Raw genomic sequence first — 16137 nt, 5'->3', positions numbered from 1 at the left:
TCAGCCTGATTCGGCCGGGTCCGTCGACTCGGTCGACTCGGACTCGGACTCGGACTCGGACTCCGTGTCGACCTCCGGCGCCGTGAGGAACGCCTCGGTGTCGCCACCCTCGACGTCCTCGAGCTCGCAGGGCTCGGCCGAGCAGGTCATCTCGCCGCTGAGCCGCAGTACGGCGTCCTCGCCCTCCTGCTCATCGGTCCAGGGAACCAGCGAGAGCATCGCCACCTGGCAGCTGGTCGAGTCGGCGGTGAAGACGAATCCGTCCAGGCAGGACGCGCCGTCGCACGCCGCGTCAGCCGGCTCGAAGACCTCCGGCTCGACCTCGTAGCCGGTGACGACGACCGAGACGCCCTCGGGGACCGACGGGCTGTCACCGCTCGGCCAGAGCCAGCTGACGTCGGCGCAGACCACGCCGGGGCTGCCGTCGAGCGGGTACGACCCGCCGCCGATCGGGAGCGTCGGCACGGCCACCACCGGCTCATCGGGATCCGTCGGATCGTCGGGATCAGGATCTCCCTGCCCGGTCTCCGCAGAGCTCGCATCCGTGACGTCCACCTCCGACTCGCCATCGGACGAGCCGCACGCGGCGAAGAGCAGGAGTGCGCAAGGGATGACAGCGAGGAGCGAACGGTTCAACACCATGATGAACACCTCCTGAGATCAAGGAGGTGCGGCCGTTCGGCACTGATACCCGTCCGAGGTGGTAGGTGGCGGGCATCCGGGCCGCTCATCGTGCGCTCAGCTCAGCTGGGCCAGCTGGGCGAGAGCAGGCTTGGTGTGCTTCGCCAGCCGTTCGCGAGCGTCGGCGAGGGCGGCCGACGCGGGATACCCGGGCGGGACCCGGGCCGGGTTGAGCGCGACCCCGTCGGACCACGCCTTGATATCCGGTTCGGACGAGAACGACATGGCCGCCTGGGTGCCCAGGACGTTCATCCTCGCCCACGTCGCCATCGAGTCGGGGAACGGACTCGGTGGGCAGAGCCGGTTCTTCTCGGCGTCGGCGTCGCGGGTGGCCTCGACGTAACCGGTGACCGCGGCGCCGAAGCAGGGGAAACCGGCACGGATCGGCTGCAGCGTGATCGCCTCGGGGCGCCAGACCGGGAGCAGGGGCGGATACTTCAGGCCGTCCGCGGCACAGTGCACGACCAGGGCGTCGTCGGCGACGGCGAGCGATCCGTCGGCGAAGGTGAGGCTGCCGCGGTCGACGTGCTGGATGTGGCCGCGGCGTACGACGTTCTCGAGGGTACGCAGCTGCTCGAGCTCCCACGTCGCCAGCGTCGGAGCCTTGGCCATCGTCGGCATGACCGATCGGTCGATGCGGAGCATGATGCCGGCGTCCTCCAGCCCGAGGAACAGCTCCTCGGGCGACGTCGACCTCTCCGCGATCTGCATCGTGTCGGCGGCCATGCCGAGGAAGATCGAGGGATCGGGCTGGACGACGGCCCGGTTGAACATCCACGGGTCGCGCGGCCGCACCCAGCAGATCGCGTCCGGGTCGACGCCGCGCGACAGCAGCCAGATGCACGCGTCGGTCGCGGTCTTGCCGGAGCCGACGACGACGTACTGGCTCGGGGTCTCCTCGAGCCGTGCGAGCTCGTTGACCGGCAGCACCCGGGCGCCCTCGGTCACCCCGAACGGCGGCGGCTTCTCGGCGGGGATGCTGGGCGCCAGGTAACGGGCGTCGACGATCCGGGCTCCGGGCATCTCGAAGCGCTCCCCCGAGATGCGCGAGACGACGGTGCCGTCGCCGACGTACTCGCTGTTCGGGAAGAACTCGACCTTGCCCGACTCCATCATCCGCTCGAGGATCCGGGCGTAGTAGGCGCAGATCTCCGCCTGGGTGGCGCGCTCCTGAAGGCCCTTCTCAGGCCCTCGCTGCTGCAGCTGCCCACCACCGAGCAACGTCGAAGCGACGCCGTAGAAGGCGGAGGCCTGGTGCAGGCGTACGAACGGGTACGCCTCCAGCCAGTGCCCGCTGACGCCGTGGCGCCGGTCGACCAGTGCCACCCGGACGTCGGCGTGCTCGATCAGAGCGTCTGTGAACGCCATCCCCATGGCGCCGGCACCCACCACCAGGTAGTCGACATCGACCGTGCGGCTCATGCCTCCACGAAAGCACGCCGAGGACCTTCGCGGTCAATAGGCAACCGGTCCTATGCCGCAGACGGGGTAGAGCTCAGCTCGGCCGGATGCGCAACAGCAGCCACCCTCACGCTCGTTGGGCGGTCTCGACGGCTCGTTCGACGAACTGTCGGATGTCGTGGTCGGTCACTGGCTCGCCGGTGATCAGCAGTCGGAAGTAGATCGGACTGGCGGCGTGCTCAAGGATCGATCGCGCATCTGCGTCCTCCGGAAGCTCACCTCGATGGATGGCTCGCTCGATGATCACCGAGCTGCGATGCATGCGTTCGGCCCAGAAGGCGTGCCGAGCCTCTGGGGCGATCGTGCCTTCGAGGGATGCCCGCACCATCGCCTGCATGAGTGGAGTTCGAACCAGCTCGGCGACGTCTTTCAGCAGGGCGACGAGGTCGGCGCGGATGTCACCGGTGTCCGCGTGCGGGAGGTCGTGGTCGCTGAGGCGGAGGAGTAGGTCGGTGACCAGGTCACGTTTCGTCGGCCAGCGCCGATAGACCGTTGTCTTGTTCACCTCGGCGCGTACGGCGACGTCGGGTAGTTGCAGCGCTTCGTATCCGACTTCGGTCAGGAGTTCCCGCGCCGCTTGATGGACTCGGGCAACCACGTCGGCAGCGCGACCGCCAGGGCGTCGGATGGGGACACGCTCTTCCACAGTGGCCACGGTCTCCCTTTCTTGGGTGCAGGTTCGGTTGACGTACTGACCCACCCTGCGATCTTATAGCAACTGTAGTTGCTATTGGGTCGACGGTTGAACGGAGCTGGGTATGAAGGCAGTTGAGGTACGGGCGGCCATTGGTGGCAACGACGTCACACGCGACGAGGTGCTTGCCTGGGAGGCGCGCCGCTTACCGAAGGCTGCGAGGCGCATCGGTCTCGCGGTGCCGCCCGGCGAGTTGGCGGACCAGCGGCTCCGGTTCGCTGAGGCGAAGCTCGCCCTAGGTCCAGACGAGATCCGAAGCCGACTTTCTCGGTCGTTGCGTGCCTCTGACATGTCCAGCAGAACGGCAGGACGGCTGTCTCGCGGAGAACGCGTCAACAGCGTCTGCGACCTGTATGTGACTGGAGGCGACGCGGCCGCCTTCACGGATTGGTTCATGTCAACTGAACGGACTGACTACGAACTCAGCATGGTGGCGGCCAATCCCGACCATTTCCTGATCACGACGACGAGTTATGGGCAACAGGAGGTCATCGAGACAACAGGTGGAAGTCCACTGCCGTCGAGATTCTTCATCGACTACCAGGATCTGACATCCCTGCGAACCCCGCTCGACCCGATCTACGGCGCCGACGCCTCCGGCGTTGCCCGAACCGAGTCCGGACTCCCGATTGGCGGAGTGCGTCACCAGTTCCGAGACACCGAATCCGGATTCCACGCCCACTTGCTCGTCGAGTTTCCCAAACTGCTCCCATCGCACATGGTTCGACAGCACCAATGGCACCTCGCAGTCGAGTTCACGAACTGGATCGAGTTTGCATTTCTGGGCTCTCCAAACTCCCGACCCAAGTACTGACGAAGCCGCGGGCGCTCAGACGCCCTGCACCCGGCCCCGGGCGCACGCGATGAGTGCGCCGAGGTCGAGACCGTACGTCGGACCAGCACCCCGTTCGTACGTCTCCAGCCGCCCCGCCGCCCGCTCGATCAGCCGCGAGGCGCCGACGGCGTTGCCACGCTCGTGGTGGGTCAGGCCGACACACAGCTGCGCCAGCCCCTGCCACAGCTCGCGCTCCTCCTCCGGGCACGACTTCCACCGCACCTCGAGCGCCTCGTGGGCCGCGAACGGGCGCCCCGCGTCCAAGAGCTCGCGGGCGTACGCCAGGGTCTCCGCCGGCGGACGCGGCTCCTCGGAGATCGGCTCGACGCCGACCTCACCGTAGGGCAGCGGGCGGCCGAGCGCGTCGCGCGGCCGGGCCTGCTGTGCCCGCCCCTGCTCGTTTCGATCGCGTTCGCTCACCGTCAGCCCTCCTCGGCTCCACCCTAGGACCTGATGAGATGAACCGACGCGTGCGCCTCGCTCCGTAGCGGTCGCTGTCGCACGCGATAGCCTGAGCGCATGACCGGCACACCAGGGATCAACGTCGCTGCCCCGCCCTCCGGCACCGGATGCGCCGAGTGCCTCGCGAGCGACTCCGGATGGTGGTTTCACCTTCGGCGGTGCGCCGAGTGCGGGCACGTGGGCTGCTGTGACAGCTCCCCGGCGCAGCACGCCAGCCGCCACTTCCGCGAGACGGGCCACCGCTACATGCAGAGCTTCGAACCCGGGGAGACGTGGTTCTGGGACTTCGAGAACCAGGAGGCGCTCCAGGGCCCGGCGTTGGCCGAGCCGATGAGCCGACCAGAGTCTCAGTCCCCACCGGCGCCCGCGGATCGCGTCCCACAGGACTGGCAGACACACCTGCACTGACCGGGTCGTCGGACGCACGAAGGGCCCCGACCGCTGCTGCGGTCGGGGCCCTTCGTTGAAAATCAGGCGACGCGGACGTTCTCGGCCTGCGGGCCCTTGGGGCCGGCGGTGACGTCGAACTCGACCTTCTGGTTCTCGTCGAGCGACTTGTAACCGCTGGTCTGGATGGCGGAGAAGTGAACGAACACATCCTCGCCGCCGCCGTCCTGCGCGATGAAGCCGAAGCCCTTGTCAGCGTTGAACCACTTGACGGTGCCCTGAGCCATGATCTTTTTCCTCTGTTCGGTGCAAGGGACACTGTGTCCCAAGCCGCTGAAGACATCCATCTGTGCTGATGTCCAGCGAACCGAAAACCAGATAAAAGATACAAGCCGCGACGTGGTGTGCGGCCAGGATGGCTTACAGAGCCATCCCTTCAACGAGATCCACAGTACGCCATCGGGCCCGGGATCGTGGTTTCCACGAGATCCCGGGCCCGGCGCGTCAGACCCGGACCGACTCCTCGCGCGAGCCGTCAGCGTCCAGCAGCCGGATCGCCTCGTCGAACTCGGCCTCGATGTCCGGGTTCTCCCGGTAGGTCACCAGGCTGACCACCACCGCGACGAGCGTGTTGAGAGCGAAGCCCGGCACGATCTCGTACATCTGCGAGCTGAGCGCGTCGACGTTGCCCCACACAACGACGGTCACCGCACCGACCACCAGGCCGGCCAGCGCGCCGGCGGCGGTGAGCTTCCGCCACCACAGCGCCAGCAGGATGATCGGGCCGAAGGAGGCACCGAAGCCCGCCCAGGCGTACGCGACCAGGTCGAGCACGGTTCCGCTCTTGGGCCAGGCCAGCACAGCGGCCACGACGGCGATCCCGAGCACGGCGAGCCGGCCGAACAGGACCAACTGGCGGTCCGAGGCGTCGTTCTTGAAGACCGCCTTGTAGAGGTCCTCGACCAGCGCCGAGGAGGTCACCAGCAGCTGGGAGGAGATCGTGCTCATGATCGCGGCGAGCACGGCGGCGAGCATGATGCCCGCGACCAGGGGGTGGAAGAAGATCTGCCCCAGGACGATGAAGACCGCCTCTGGGTCGTCGAGCTTCGCGTCGGGGTTCTGCTGGTAGTAGGCGATGCCCACGAGCGCGGTGCCGACGGCGCCGAAGAGGCTCAGCATCATCCAGCCGATGCCGATCCGCCGCGCGGAGGCGGCCTCCCCCGCCGTACGCAGGGCCATGAACCGGACGATGATGTGCGGCTGGCCGAAGTAGCCCAGACCCCACGCCGCCGCGGAGATGACGCCGAGCGCGGTGGCGCCTTCGACCATGCTCAGCCGCGACGGGTCGACGGCACGGATGCTGTCCAAGGTCTCGGCGGGCCCGCCGGTCACGAAGACACCGACGACGGGCACCAGGATCAGCGCGAGCAGCATGATCGCGCCCTGCACGAAGTCGGTGTAGGAGACGGCGAGGAACCCACCGAAGAGCGTGTACGCCACCACGACCCCGGCGACCACCAGCATGCCGGTGTGGAAGTCGGTGCCGAAGGAGCTCTCGAAGAAGACCCCGCCGGCGACCATGCCCGAGGACACGTAGAAGGTGAAGAACACCAGGATGACGGCGCCGGAGGCCATCCGGAGCAGCCGCGAGGAGTCCTTGAGCCGGTTCTCCAGGAAGCTGGGCACGGTGATCGAGTCGCCCGAGACCTCGGTGTACGTCCGCAGCCGCGGTGCCACGACCTTCCAGTTGAGCCAGGCGCCGACGGTCAGACCGACAGCGATCCAGCCCTCCATCAGCCCGGTCGCGTAGATCGCGCCGGGCAGGCCCATGAGCAGCCACCCCGACATGTCCGAGGCACCCGCGCTCAACGCACTCACCATCGGGCCGAGATCGCGCCCGCCCAGCATGTAGTCGTCGAGGTTCGAGGTGCGCCGGTACGCCCAGGCGCCGATGCCGAGCATGGCGACCATATAGGCCACCAACGCCAGCATTTGATAGGTCAGGTCTGACATCAAAACTCCAAGATCGGGGGAATGCCGCCGCAGAACCTAACCCGTAGACCACGTTTGGCTGTGATCGGCGCCCCACGACTGCGCTACACCACGCCTGAGGCCGCTTGACGCCGGCTCCTGCAACAGCCAGTCGCGGGTTCCGGTGCGTGGCAACGCCCGCATGCCCTACGGTCTCCCGACGTGACTACGACTGTGGTTGTGACCGCGATGGGCATCATCGCCACCCTTCTCGGAGCCTGGTGGGGCGCGTACTGGCAGCACCGGAACTCCCGCGACCTCCAGCTGCTGGATGCCAGGGTCCGCGTCTACGGCGAGTGCGCCGCGAGCCTGTACGAGTTCGAGCGCGTCACCTACAGCCGCGTCAAGGCTCGCCTCGCCGACCTCCCGGCGGCGGAGCGGGAGTCGTTGCGTCAGGAGGCGTACCGCAACAACTCCGCCGCTCGCGCAGCCATCGGCCAGCTGAGCATCCTCAGCGCCGGCGGCAAGATCCCCAAAGGATTCGAAGCCCTCCGTCAGGCGATCGGCGACCTCAACGACGCACCTGGTCTCGACGAGCTCCGGGAGCGGCACGACGAGATCTACGTCGAGCTCGACCGAGTCCTGGAGCAGGCGCGCGCCGACCTCGCGCGCTGAACCGACGACCTTGCTGCAAGAGCGCGCCGGACAGCCCACCGCCGCTGTCGACCCTGACCGTTTCCACACCCTGCTCAGCAAACCGTTCGAGCGTACGGCGGAGGTCGTGCCGCTCTCCAGGCCCCGCTCCCGACGGTCGTCAGCACCTGGATCAGGAAGGCAGTCTGGCGACGCATAGCCAGCACAACCGACTGAACAACGTCGGGTTTCAGTAGATGGTGGTCTGGCCTCCGTCGATGACCAGGTCGTGCCCGACGACGAAGCCGGACTCGTCGGAGGCCAGGAAGGTCACCGCCGCGGCGACCTCGCGGGGATCGCCGAACCGGCCGACAGGAATGCCCTGACGGATCCCCTCCATGACATCAGTGCGGTACTCCGCCGGGATGGCTGCCTTGTCGTACAGCGGAGTTGCGATGGGGCCGGGGCTGATGGCGTTGAACCGCACGCCGTGAGAGACCAAGAGGTCGGCGTTCCAGGATTTCACCAGGGACGACACCGCGGCCTTGGTCGCGGCGTACGCGTTGGCGTTCTGCGCACCTCCATGTGCGCTGGTGGACGCGTTCACGATCACCGACGCCGGCCTCGCTAGGACGGGCACGAGGGCTTGCATGAGGAAGAAGACGCTCTTGACGTTGATGTTGAAGAGGCGGTCGAAGCTCTCCTCGTCGTGCTTCTCGAACGGGCGCCAGTCGGAGACGCCCGCGTTGAGGAAGACGGCATCGACCTCACCGACGTGGTCTTTCACTACGTCGGCAAGACGGCGTTGGGCAGCAAGGTCGAGAGCGTCGGCTCCCACCGCTACGACGTCGCCGCCCAGCGTCGCGGCGGCAGCGTCGGCGCTCTGCTGAGTGCTGCCGGTGATGATGAGTCGCGCGCCTTCGGCGAGGAAGTGCCGCGCGGTCTCCAGGCCGATGCCGCTGGTGCCGCCGGTGATGAGAGCGCGCTTTCCTTGCAGTCGTGTCATGGGTCTACTCCTTGTGTCGATCGGGTTGTGAGCGAAGAGGTTCGTCTCGCCGGTTGGGCGCGAGATGCCCTAGTTGGCGTGAGCGCCGGTCGGTGCGATGCGGTCGATATGGGCGAGGTCGTCGGCGGTGAGCTCGAGCCGAGCGGCTCCGTTGTTCTGGGTGACCCGCTCGGCGTTGCCGGACCCGGGGATGGGGACGATGTACGGCCTTCGGGCCACCAGCCAGGCCAGCGACAGCTGCGACAGCGTCGCTCCCTTGCTCTCGGCGAGGGCAGTCAGCTCCTCGACGATCCCGAGGTTGGCCTCGAAGTTCCCCGGGGCCCACCACGGCGAGCGTCGGCGGAAGTCGCCGGCGTCGAGAGCGTCGCGCGGCGTGACGGCGCCACCGAGGAACCCTCGCGCGAGGGGCGCGTAGGCGACGAGTCCGATGCCGAGCTCTTCGAGCAGAGGGAGGACCGCCTCGGACTGGCGGGAGAAGATCGAGTACTCCGCCTGCAGGACGCTGATCGGGTGCACAGCGTGCGCCTTTCGGAGGTTGTCCGGGGTGGTGTTGGACAGACCGAGGAACCGGACCTTGCCGGCATCGACGTACTCCTTCATCACACCTACCACCTCCTCGACGGGCACGGTCGGGTCGTCGATGTGCTGGTAGAGCACATCGATGTGGTCGACCCCGAGGTGGCGCAGGCTGTTGTCGACGACCTCGCGCACGTGGCCCAGCCGTGAGTCCGGAGCGAAGGAGGGTGTGAAGCCGAACTTCGTCGCGATCGTCACCTGGTCCCGCACCGAGGCCAGTGCCGTGCCGAGCAGCCTCTCCCCTCGACCCCACCCGTACAGCTCGGCGGTGTCGAAGTGAGTGACTCCGTCGTCGTAGGCGCGGCGGATGGCAGCGATGGACGCGCCATCCTCGCTCTCCTCGCCGAGCGCGATGCGCATCGCGCCGTAACCGATCACTGACGTCGTCAGCCCCTGCTGACCGAGTGTGCGTTCCTGCATGCGAATCCTTCTGCAGTGTTGTGTCAGAACATGCCAAGTCTGTCAGACACTGACAAATGCTTAGAATGCGGCCATGGGTCAACGCGACGAACAGGCCGGCGGACTGCGCGCCGTCGCCCGCGATGCGGTTCGCCAACGACTGGCCGACGTCGCCATGGACCTGTTCGCCGAGCACGGGTTCGAGACCGTAACCGTCGAGCAGATCGCCGAGCGGGCCGGCGTCTCGGCCCGCACCGTGCACCGCTACTTCCCGGCGAAGGAAGACATGGTGATCGGCATGCTCGAGGCCAACGGGGGATTCGTGCGGGACGAGCTTCTCGCCCGTCCGGTCGACGAGTCCGTCCTGCTCTCCCTGCGCGCTGCCTACATGGCACTGGTCGGACGAGGACCCCACGATGAGCAACGCGTCAGGACCGCGATGCGCCTGCTGTCGAGCACACCGTCGCTACGCGCCCGCAACGTCGAGAAGCACTTGGTCTGGGCCGAGCTCCTCACTCCCATCGTCGCCGAGCGGCTCGACGGGGACGACGCGACTCTTCGCGCACGCGTACTCGTCGAGGCCAGCCTCAGCGCTTTCCAGCTGTCGATGATCACCTGGGCAGACGACCCCACCGAGCGCACGAGGGCAGAACTGCTCGACATCGCCTTCCGCGACCTGGTGCGCTAGCCAGAAGGAAGTGTGGGCGGAGATCAGCCGACGATTGCGCGACCGAAGACCTGTCGCGCGATCACCCACTTCTGGATCTCGTTCGTGCCCTCGTAGATCTCACCGATCTTGCTATCGCGGTAGAGGGCCTCAACTGGTCCTGCCGTGCCGTCCGCGGTGAGCTCACGCGCAAAGCCCAGACCTCCGAAGGCTTGAACGGCATCACGTGCCACGTCCACGGAGAGACGGGTCGCGTAGAACTTCGCCATCGCGGCCTCGGGCTCGGGGAACATCTCTCCGGCGTCGCGACGCAGTGCCGCCTTCATGTAGAGATTGCGGGCATTCTCGATGGAGGTGGCGTGTTCTGCCATCAGGAACTGCCAGTGCTGGTTGGCCGCAACCGGCCGCCCGAACGCGTGGCGTGTCGAGACATGCGCCACCGCCTTGTCGAACGCCGACTGGGCGAGCCCGACGCCCGCGGCGGCGATCCCGATCCGGCCGCAGGTCAATGTCGCGAGCGCGTGCTTGAGGCCGTGGCCCTCGACCTCGCCGAGGAGAGTGTCTGCGCCGAGCTCGACCTCTTCGAAGTACACGTCGGCTGTCAACTGGCCGCGGTTGCCCATCTTCAGGTCCGGTACGCCTACCCGAACCCCTGGCAGACGCGTGTCGACGATGAACATCGACAGCCGGTCGCTGGTCCTGGCCAGTGTCACGATGAAGCCGGCGACGGGCGAGTTCGAGATCCATCGCTTGCGGCCACGAAGGATCCATCCGTCGCCGTGGCGCTCGGCGACGGTCTGCACCGCCTCCGGGCTCAGGTCGGTCGACGCCTCGGGTTCGGTGGTTGCGAAGGCGCCTACCACCTCTCCAGCCACCAGGGGCCGCAGCCAGCGCTCCTGCTGCTGCGGGGTTCCGTGGAGGAGCGCGTTGCCCGCCAGGATGCAGTGCACGTCGAAGACGGCGGCGATGCTGCTCGAGTGGTAGGCGAGCTCCTCGATGGCTACCGCGGTGGCGGTCATCGGGTGCTGGAGCCCCCACCCCCCGACCTGGCGGTCGAAGCCCACGCCGAACAGCCCGTCGGAAGCCAACGCGTCGAAGACGTCGCGCGGGAATCCATCCACCCGCTCATTGCCGTTCGCGATCCCGAAAGCCGCTGGAGCAACGACGTCGTCGGCCACCTTGCGCGCTCGGCCGCGGACATCCTTCACCTCCTCGGGCGCGAGCAGATCATGGAACAGCGTGTCGAAGTGACGGTGCACAGTAGTCATCGGTGACCTTTCAGGAGAGTCAGGGAGGCGCCTTGCGTGGTCATCTGGAGATTGCGTAGTCGCGCTCGCGCAGCGCTCGCTTGTCGAGCTTCCCCACGGCGTTCTTCGGCAGCGCCTCGAGAACGACGAGAGAGACCGGACGCTTGTACGGGCTCAGGTGCTGCTTACAGAGGTCTTCGACCGACTCGAGGTCGATCGTCGCACCGGGTCGAGGCTGAAGGAATGCGACGACCACCTCGCCCCACTTCTCGTCAGGCATGCCCACGACGGCTGCTTCGAGCACCGCCGGGTCCGCTGCGAGGACGTCCTCGATCTCCTTGGGATAGATGTTCTCGCCGCCCCGGATGATCATGTCTTTGGACCGCCCGACGACGGTGAGGTAGCCGTCCTCATCCAGGAACCCGACGTCGCCCGTGCGAAGCCAGCCGTCGGTGATGACTGCCGCCGTCTCCTCCGGCCGACCGAGGTAGCCGCGCATCACGTTCGGTCCGCTCACCACCACTTCGCCGACCTGCCCCTGCGGGAGCGGCGCACCGTCCGGGCCGAGGATGCGTAGGTCCTGCCCGGGGAAGGGCAGTCCGACGGTGCCTGCCTTGCGAAGACCGTCCACGGGATTGATGGTCGAGCCGCAGGTCGCCTCCGAAAGCCCATAGGCCTCGACGAGGGGAAAGCCGTACCTGGTCTCGAACCTGGCGAGGAGCTCGGCCGAAGCAGGGGCTGCTCCGCAGACTGCGAACCTGACGGACGAGGTGTCCGGCCGGGCCTCCTCGGGCAACGCCGCGAGCATGCTGTAGATCGTGGGCACGGCGGAGAAGAACGTGGGCCGCACTCTCTCCACCGTTTCAAAGAAGGTGTTCGGGTTGAACCGTTCGGCAATGACGACGCTGGCGCCCACGAGCAAGGGCGAGAGCACGCTGACCACGATGCCGTTGACGTGGAAGAGTGGAAGGATCAGCAGGCATCGGTCGGTGGGTCCGAGCTGAAGTCCGGCGCGGCCCATCTCCGTCATCGCATCGAGGTTGGCGTGGTCGAGCATCACACCCTTCGGCACACCGGTCGTCCCCGAGGTGTAGATGAGCAGTGCCAGGGCATCGGGGTCGCCGACAGGTTCTTCGGCATCGACGTCACCCGCAAGGTCGTAGCGAAGGCCGGAGAGGTAGAGCGACTCGACGCCCGGGACGGGTTCGCTGTCGTCCTCGATCACCACGAGCTTGGTCTGAGAGTCCTCGAGCTGGCGAGTCACCTCCCCGGGGGTGAGGGCGGGATTGACCGGTGTGATCGTCGCGCCGATTCGCCACGCCGCGAAAAGGAGGATGACGAACTCGACCCGGTTGGTCAGCCGGAGAGCGACGACGTCCCCCCGAGCGATTCCGTCTTGCCTGAGCTGGACGGCGACGGAGCGCACCCGGTCGAGTAGGTCGGCGTTCGTCAGCGTCTGCGCCGAGTCCGCGACGGCGGGCGCCGCAGGGTCGGCCGCTGCGCGCCGGTCGGGCAGGGTGGAGAACCTCATCGTGCCACCTCCAGGTGTCGGGCCAAGAACTCCGTCTGGTCAGCGACGACGGTTTCGAAGGGCTCACCGAGATAGATGTCGAAGTGCCCCGCGTCGTACTGCTTGATCTCGCCACGAGGCGCCGTACGCGCATAGGCCAGCGTCTCCTCGGGCGGCGTCACCGAGTCGTGGTCGCAGATGCAGAACAGGATGGGCGACTTCACGTTCTTCGCTGCCTTGCCAGGTCGGTGCCAGGTGATCGTCGGCGCGACCCGCGCGGCGACCTCGTTGACGAACGTGCCGTCCTCGGGAACCAGCGCGAGGTAACCCGGGAGCGCGTCGGCAGCCGTCATGAGCGCCTTCTCCCCCGGCGCTCCGGCAAGCGTCAGCAGAACAGGCTCCTTGCCCAACGCCTTGGCGACGAGGTCGCCGGCGACGCGAGGCAGCAGGCGCATCGTGCCGACCGGTCCGAGGGCCCGCGCGGAGGCGAGCCCGTCGGTGAACGGGCACTGCGACACCGCCGCCCGAAGCTCGGGGTGGCGCGAGGCGACGATGATCGCGTGGCCACCGCCGAAGGAGCTCCCCCATACGGCGACCCGAGTGCCGTCCACGTCGCGACGGGTCTTCACGTGAGCGATGGCCGCGTCCCAGTCGGCCAGCTGACGCTTGATGGACAACAGCTGTCGGGGCTGACCGGTGGAGTCGCCGAAGTGACGGTACGTGAACGCCATCGCGGCGATCCCGGCCCGGGCGAAGCGCTCGGCGAACGCATCGAGTCGCATCTCCCTCGTCGCACCGAGCCCGTGGCCGAGGATGACGACGGGCGGCCGCTCGACGCCTTCGGGCAGGAAGAGCCAGGCGGCGCAGGTGTCGCCGTCGGAGTCGAAGGTGATGTCACGGCGCGTGACGGTGTGGTTGCTCATGTCTACGCTCCTGCCTTCGGTGCTCCGGCTCCGCGTGTGTTGCCGGTTGCCAGGACCTCCTCGAAGACGCCGGGCTGGTAGAGCGGCAGCTCACCGCTGGCCTCGGTGTTGGCCATGTAGTCGAGCATGAGCTCCTGGCCGATCTTCGACAGCGCGGTCGCGAGGAACTCCGATCGTTCGATGTGCAGCCCTGCCTCGAGGTCGGTCGAGCCGCCGAAGTACACCGCGCGCTTGATCGCGGCGCGCGAGGTCTTGGGTCGCGATCCCAGAGTCGCCGCGAGCTCGAGGGCACGCTCGAGCACCTTCTCCTGTGCGACGACGTCGTCGACCGCACCGATCTCGAGTGCCTGGGCCGGCGTGAACGGCTCCCCGGACAGGATCGCCACGAGTGCCTTGTGGTTGCCGACGAGCCGCGGCAGGCGCTGGGTGCCTCCACCACCGGGCATGATGCCCAGCAGGACCTCGGGCTGACCGATGAAGTAGTCGCCATCGGACATGACACGCAGGTCGTTGGCCCAGCTGAACTCGGCGCCGAGGCCGAGCGCGGACCCGTTGAGGGCGGCGATGAAGATGACGCCGCTCCGGTTCATCTTCAGGAACGTCTGGTGAACCCGTTCGAGTTGGACCGCGGGCCAGAGCGGCGTCTTACCGAGCGCACCCTTCATGCCACCGGCGCGGTTGACACCCCTGGCGACGCGAGCGAGGGCCGAGGCACCCTTCACGCCGACGGACGGCACGGTCGCACCGCCCTCTTGGAGCCACCGCACCTCGGCGTGCGAGACGAAGCGGCCCGGATGGGTCCCGGTGAAGACGACTGCCTGGATCTTCGGGTCGCCGTCCGCGCGATCCACGAGCACCTCGAGCTGCTCGGCGATGTCGTTGCCGAACAGGCCGAGCGGCCCGCCGTCGACACGAGCGATCAGGACCGAGCCGCGGTCCTCGACGTCGAGGTTTCCTCTTACTTCTGCTGCCATGACGAGTCCTTGTGACGGGCGCTTTCGCGCTACTTGATCTCCCCACAATAACGAAGTTATTCTAGATCGACAACCCGCCCGAGGAGAAGCAATGAGTAGAGACGCCATCGAGGATCCCCCGCAGTCCCTGGACTTCGACTGGGTCGTCGTCGGATCAGGTTTCGGCGGCAGCGTCGCTGCGATGCGCTTGGCCGAGAAGGGCTACCGAGTAGCTGTCATCGAGCGCGGAAGCGAGTACGCGGACGACGACCTGCCCAGGTCCGCCTCCGACCGCCGGCGATTCATCTGGGCACCCGCACTCGGGCTGCGCGGGATCATGCGCAACGTCCTGTTCGGTCACGTCTTCAGCTCGACGCAGACCGGAGTCGGCGGCGGAAGCCTGGTGTACGGCGGCGTCCTGTTCCGGGCACAGGGCCCGTTCTTCACCAACCCGCAGTGGCGCGACCTGGCCGATTGGGAGAAGGAGCTCGATCGCCACTACGCCACGGCCGAACGAATGCTCGGTGCCGCGACCACCCCGTGGGAGTCGGTGACCATGACCCTGACACGCGACGTCGCCCGACACTTCGGAGCGAGCGAGACGTTCGAGCCGGCACCCGTGGGCGTCTTCTTCGGCGAGCCGGGCAAGACCGTGTCGGACCCGTACTTCGGAGGTGAGGGGCCGGCACGAACGGGGTGTACGCGGTGCGGCGAATGCATGACCGGCTGCCGCATGGGGTCGGCCAACCGATTGACCAAGAACTACTTGTGGTTCGCCCAGAAGGCAGACACCCAGATCATCTCCGAGCGCGAGGTCGTCGACGTGGCTCCGCTCGGTGCGGACGATGGAGCCGACGGCTACCGGATCACCACGCGACGACCGGGCCGCCTGGTCGGCCGCCACCAGCGGACGTACACCGCGGGTGGGGTCGTGTTCGCCGGAGGTGCGGTGGGCACCAACGAGCTTCTCGCGGACTGCAAGCATCGCGGGTCGCTGCCTCGCGTCAGCAACCAGCTCGGCACGTTGGTGCGGACCAACAGCGAGGCGGTCCTGTCCGTCCTGCTCCCCGAGGATGCCGGCACATGGCATGACGTCACCGCGAGCAGCCGGGTGATCATCGACGGGGACACCCAGATCGAGTTCCTGACCTATGGCCGCAACGGGGACTTCATGAGGCTCCTCTTCACCGTCCTCGTCGGCCCGGGGCGCAGGCCGCGGCGCCTTCTCCGGTGGCTCGGTGCGGTGATGCGCCACCCGGCCAGGTGGATCGCAACCATGCGATCTGGCTGGAGCAGCCGGACGCTGATGATGCTCGTGATGCAGCCGCGGGACAACGCGATCCGGTTCAAGGCGAGGCGGCGGCGTCTTGGGCGGGGATACCGCATCTCGTCCGAGGTCGACCGACACCGTCCTGCTCCGACGTACATCGACACCGGACACCAGGTGGCGAAGTGGCTCGCTGACCGGACCGGCGGGATACCGCAGAGCAGCGTCTTCGAGGCGTTCGGCAACATGCCGATGACTGCCCATGTCGTCGGAGGCGCGGTGGTCGGCGAGACGCCGTCGACCGGCGTGGTCGACAAGAACCTCAACGTCTTCGGCTATCGGAACATGATGGTCTGCGATGCGGCGGCGTTGCCGGCGAACCCGGGCGTGAACCCCGCCCTGACGATCACCGCTCTCGCAGAGCATGGGATGTCGCAGATCCCAGACGCCGGTTTGGAACGATAG

The 16137-nt window shown here is 67.4% G+C and carries 17 protein-coding genes; 5 read left to right on the top strand and 12 right to left on the bottom strand.

The annotated features are described in order from the left end of the window. From ACIO3S_RS08080 to ACIO3S_RS08070, 3 genes are all read right to left on the bottom strand, one after another. Positions 1–642, bottom strand: a complete 642-nt coding sequence (locus ACIO3S_RS08080) for a hypothetical protein (RefSeq protein WP_400461458.1) — start codon at positions 640–642, stop codon at positions 1–3. A gap of 96 nt (positions 643–738) precedes the next feature. Beyond that, positions 739–2103, bottom strand: a complete 1365-nt coding sequence (locus tag ACIO3S_RS08075; protein ID WP_400461455.1) for an NAD(P)-binding protein — start codon at positions 2101–2103, stop codon at positions 739–741. 106 nt (positions 2104–2209) lie between these two features. Continuing rightward, positions 2210–2740, bottom strand: a complete 531-nt coding sequence (locus tag ACIO3S_RS08070; protein ID WP_400464576.1) for a TetR/AcrR family transcriptional regulator — start codon at positions 2738–2740, stop codon at positions 2210–2212. 160 nt (positions 2741–2900) lie between these two features. Between ACIO3S_RS08070 and ACIO3S_RS08065 the strand changes: the two genes are divergently transcribed. Further along, positions 2901–3650 (top strand): hypothetical protein, encoded by a 750-nt coding sequence (locus ACIO3S_RS08065; RefSeq protein ID WP_400461452.1) that lies wholly within the window; start codon positions 2901–2903, stop codon positions 3648–3650. Positions 3651–3665: 15 nt separating this feature from the next. Here the strand turns inward: ACIO3S_RS08065 and ACIO3S_RS08060 are convergent, their stop codons facing one another. Continuing rightward, positions 3666–4091: a DUF309 domain-containing protein gene (locus ACIO3S_RS08060; protein WP_400461449.1), complete on the bottom strand. Its 426-nt coding sequence runs from the start codon at positions 4089–4091 to the stop codon at positions 3666–3668. Between the two features lie 99 nt (positions 4092–4190). On the opposite strand from ACIO3S_RS08060, the gene ACIO3S_RS08055 reads away from it, so the two are divergent. Next, positions 4191–4541 (top strand): UBP-type zinc finger domain-containing protein, encoded by a 351-nt coding sequence (locus tag ACIO3S_RS08055; RefSeq protein WP_400461446.1) that lies wholly within the window; start codon positions 4191–4193, stop codon positions 4539–4541. A gap of 62 nt (positions 4542–4603) precedes the next feature. Here the strand turns inward: ACIO3S_RS08055 and ACIO3S_RS08050 are convergent, their stop codons facing one another. Together ACIO3S_RS08050 and putP are read right to left on the bottom strand one after the other, a co-directional pair. Next, entirely contained in the window at positions 4604–4807 is a 204-nt protein-coding gene (locus ACIO3S_RS08050; protein ID WP_141804077.1) for a cold-shock protein, read from the bottom strand. Between the two features lie 217 nt (positions 4808–5024). Then, positions 5025–6533 carry a sodium/proline symporter PutP gene (gene putP, locus ACIO3S_RS08045; RefSeq protein WP_400461442.1) on the bottom strand — a complete coding sequence of 503 codons (1509 nt, stop codon included), beginning with the start codon at positions 6531–6533 and terminating at the stop codon, positions 5025–5027. Between the two features lie 180 nt (positions 6534–6713). Here putP and ACIO3S_RS08040 point away from each other — a divergent pair, with 180 nt between their 5' ends. Next, on the top strand, positions 6714–7166 hold the full coding sequence (locus ACIO3S_RS08040) for a hypothetical protein (protein ID WP_400461439.1): 453 nt from the start codon (positions 6714–6716) through the stop codon (positions 7164–7166). A gap of 208 nt (positions 7167–7374) precedes the next feature. On the opposite strand, the gene ACIO3S_RS08035 is transcribed toward ACIO3S_RS08040, so the two are convergent. After that, positions 7375–8130: an SDR family oxidoreductase gene (locus ACIO3S_RS08035; RefSeq protein WP_400461436.1), complete on the bottom strand. Its 756-nt coding sequence runs from the start codon at positions 8128–8130 to the stop codon at positions 7375–7377. Between the two features lie 69 nt (positions 8131–8199). Continuing rightward, complete coding sequence (locus ACIO3S_RS08030; protein ID WP_400461433.1) at positions 8200–9126, bottom strand: aldo/keto reductase; 927 nt, start codon at positions 9124–9126, stop codon at positions 8200–8202. 73 nt (positions 9127–9199) lie between these two features. On the opposite strand from ACIO3S_RS08030, the gene ACIO3S_RS08025 reads away from it, so the two are divergent. Beyond that, positions 9200–9793: a TetR/AcrR family transcriptional regulator gene (locus ACIO3S_RS08025; protein WP_400461430.1), complete on the top strand. Its 594-nt coding sequence runs from the start codon at positions 9200–9202 to the stop codon at positions 9791–9793. A gap of 23 nt (positions 9794–9816) precedes the next feature. On the opposite strand, the gene ACIO3S_RS08020 is transcribed toward ACIO3S_RS08025, so the two are convergent. The 4 genes from ACIO3S_RS08020 to ACIO3S_RS08005 are packed head-to-tail and all read right to left on the bottom strand — an operon-like array spanning position 9817 to position 14426. Further along, positions 9817–11040, bottom strand: a complete 1224-nt coding sequence (locus ACIO3S_RS08020; protein WP_400461427.1) for an acyl-CoA dehydrogenase family protein — start codon at positions 11038–11040, stop codon at positions 9817–9819. A 40-nt stretch (positions 11041–11080) separates the two neighbouring features. Beyond that, positions 11081–12550 carry a class I adenylate-forming enzyme family protein gene (locus ACIO3S_RS08015; RefSeq protein WP_400461424.1) on the bottom strand — a complete coding sequence of 490 codons (1470 nt, stop codon included), beginning with the start codon at positions 12548–12550 and terminating at the stop codon, positions 11081–11083. Further along, on the bottom strand, positions 12547–13452 hold the full coding sequence (locus tag ACIO3S_RS08010; RefSeq protein ID WP_400461421.1) for an alpha/beta hydrolase: 906 nt from the start codon (positions 13450–13452) through the stop codon (positions 12547–12549). The genes ACIO3S_RS08015 and ACIO3S_RS08010 overlap by 4 nt, the downstream gene beginning before the upstream one ends. Positions 13453–13454: 2 nt before the next feature. Next, on the bottom strand, positions 13455–14426 hold the full coding sequence (locus ACIO3S_RS08005; RefSeq protein WP_400461418.1) for an enoyl-CoA hydratase/isomerase family protein: 972 nt from the start codon (positions 14424–14426) through the stop codon (positions 13455–13457). Positions 14427–14517: 91 nt separating this feature from the next. On the opposite strand from ACIO3S_RS08005, the gene ACIO3S_RS08000 reads away from it, so the two are divergent. After that, positions 14518–16137, top strand: a complete 1620-nt coding sequence (locus ACIO3S_RS08000; protein ID WP_400461415.1) for a GMC oxidoreductase — start codon at positions 14518–14520, stop codon at positions 16135–16137.

The organism is Nocardioides sp. NPDC087217, assembly GCF_044744805.1.
Taxonomy (GTDB): domain Bacteria; phylum Actinomycetota; class Actinomycetes; order Propionibacteriales; family Nocardioidaceae; genus Nocardioides.
Note: the sequence above shows the minus strand (reverse complement) of the source record. Positions and strands in the feature narration are given on the sequence as shown.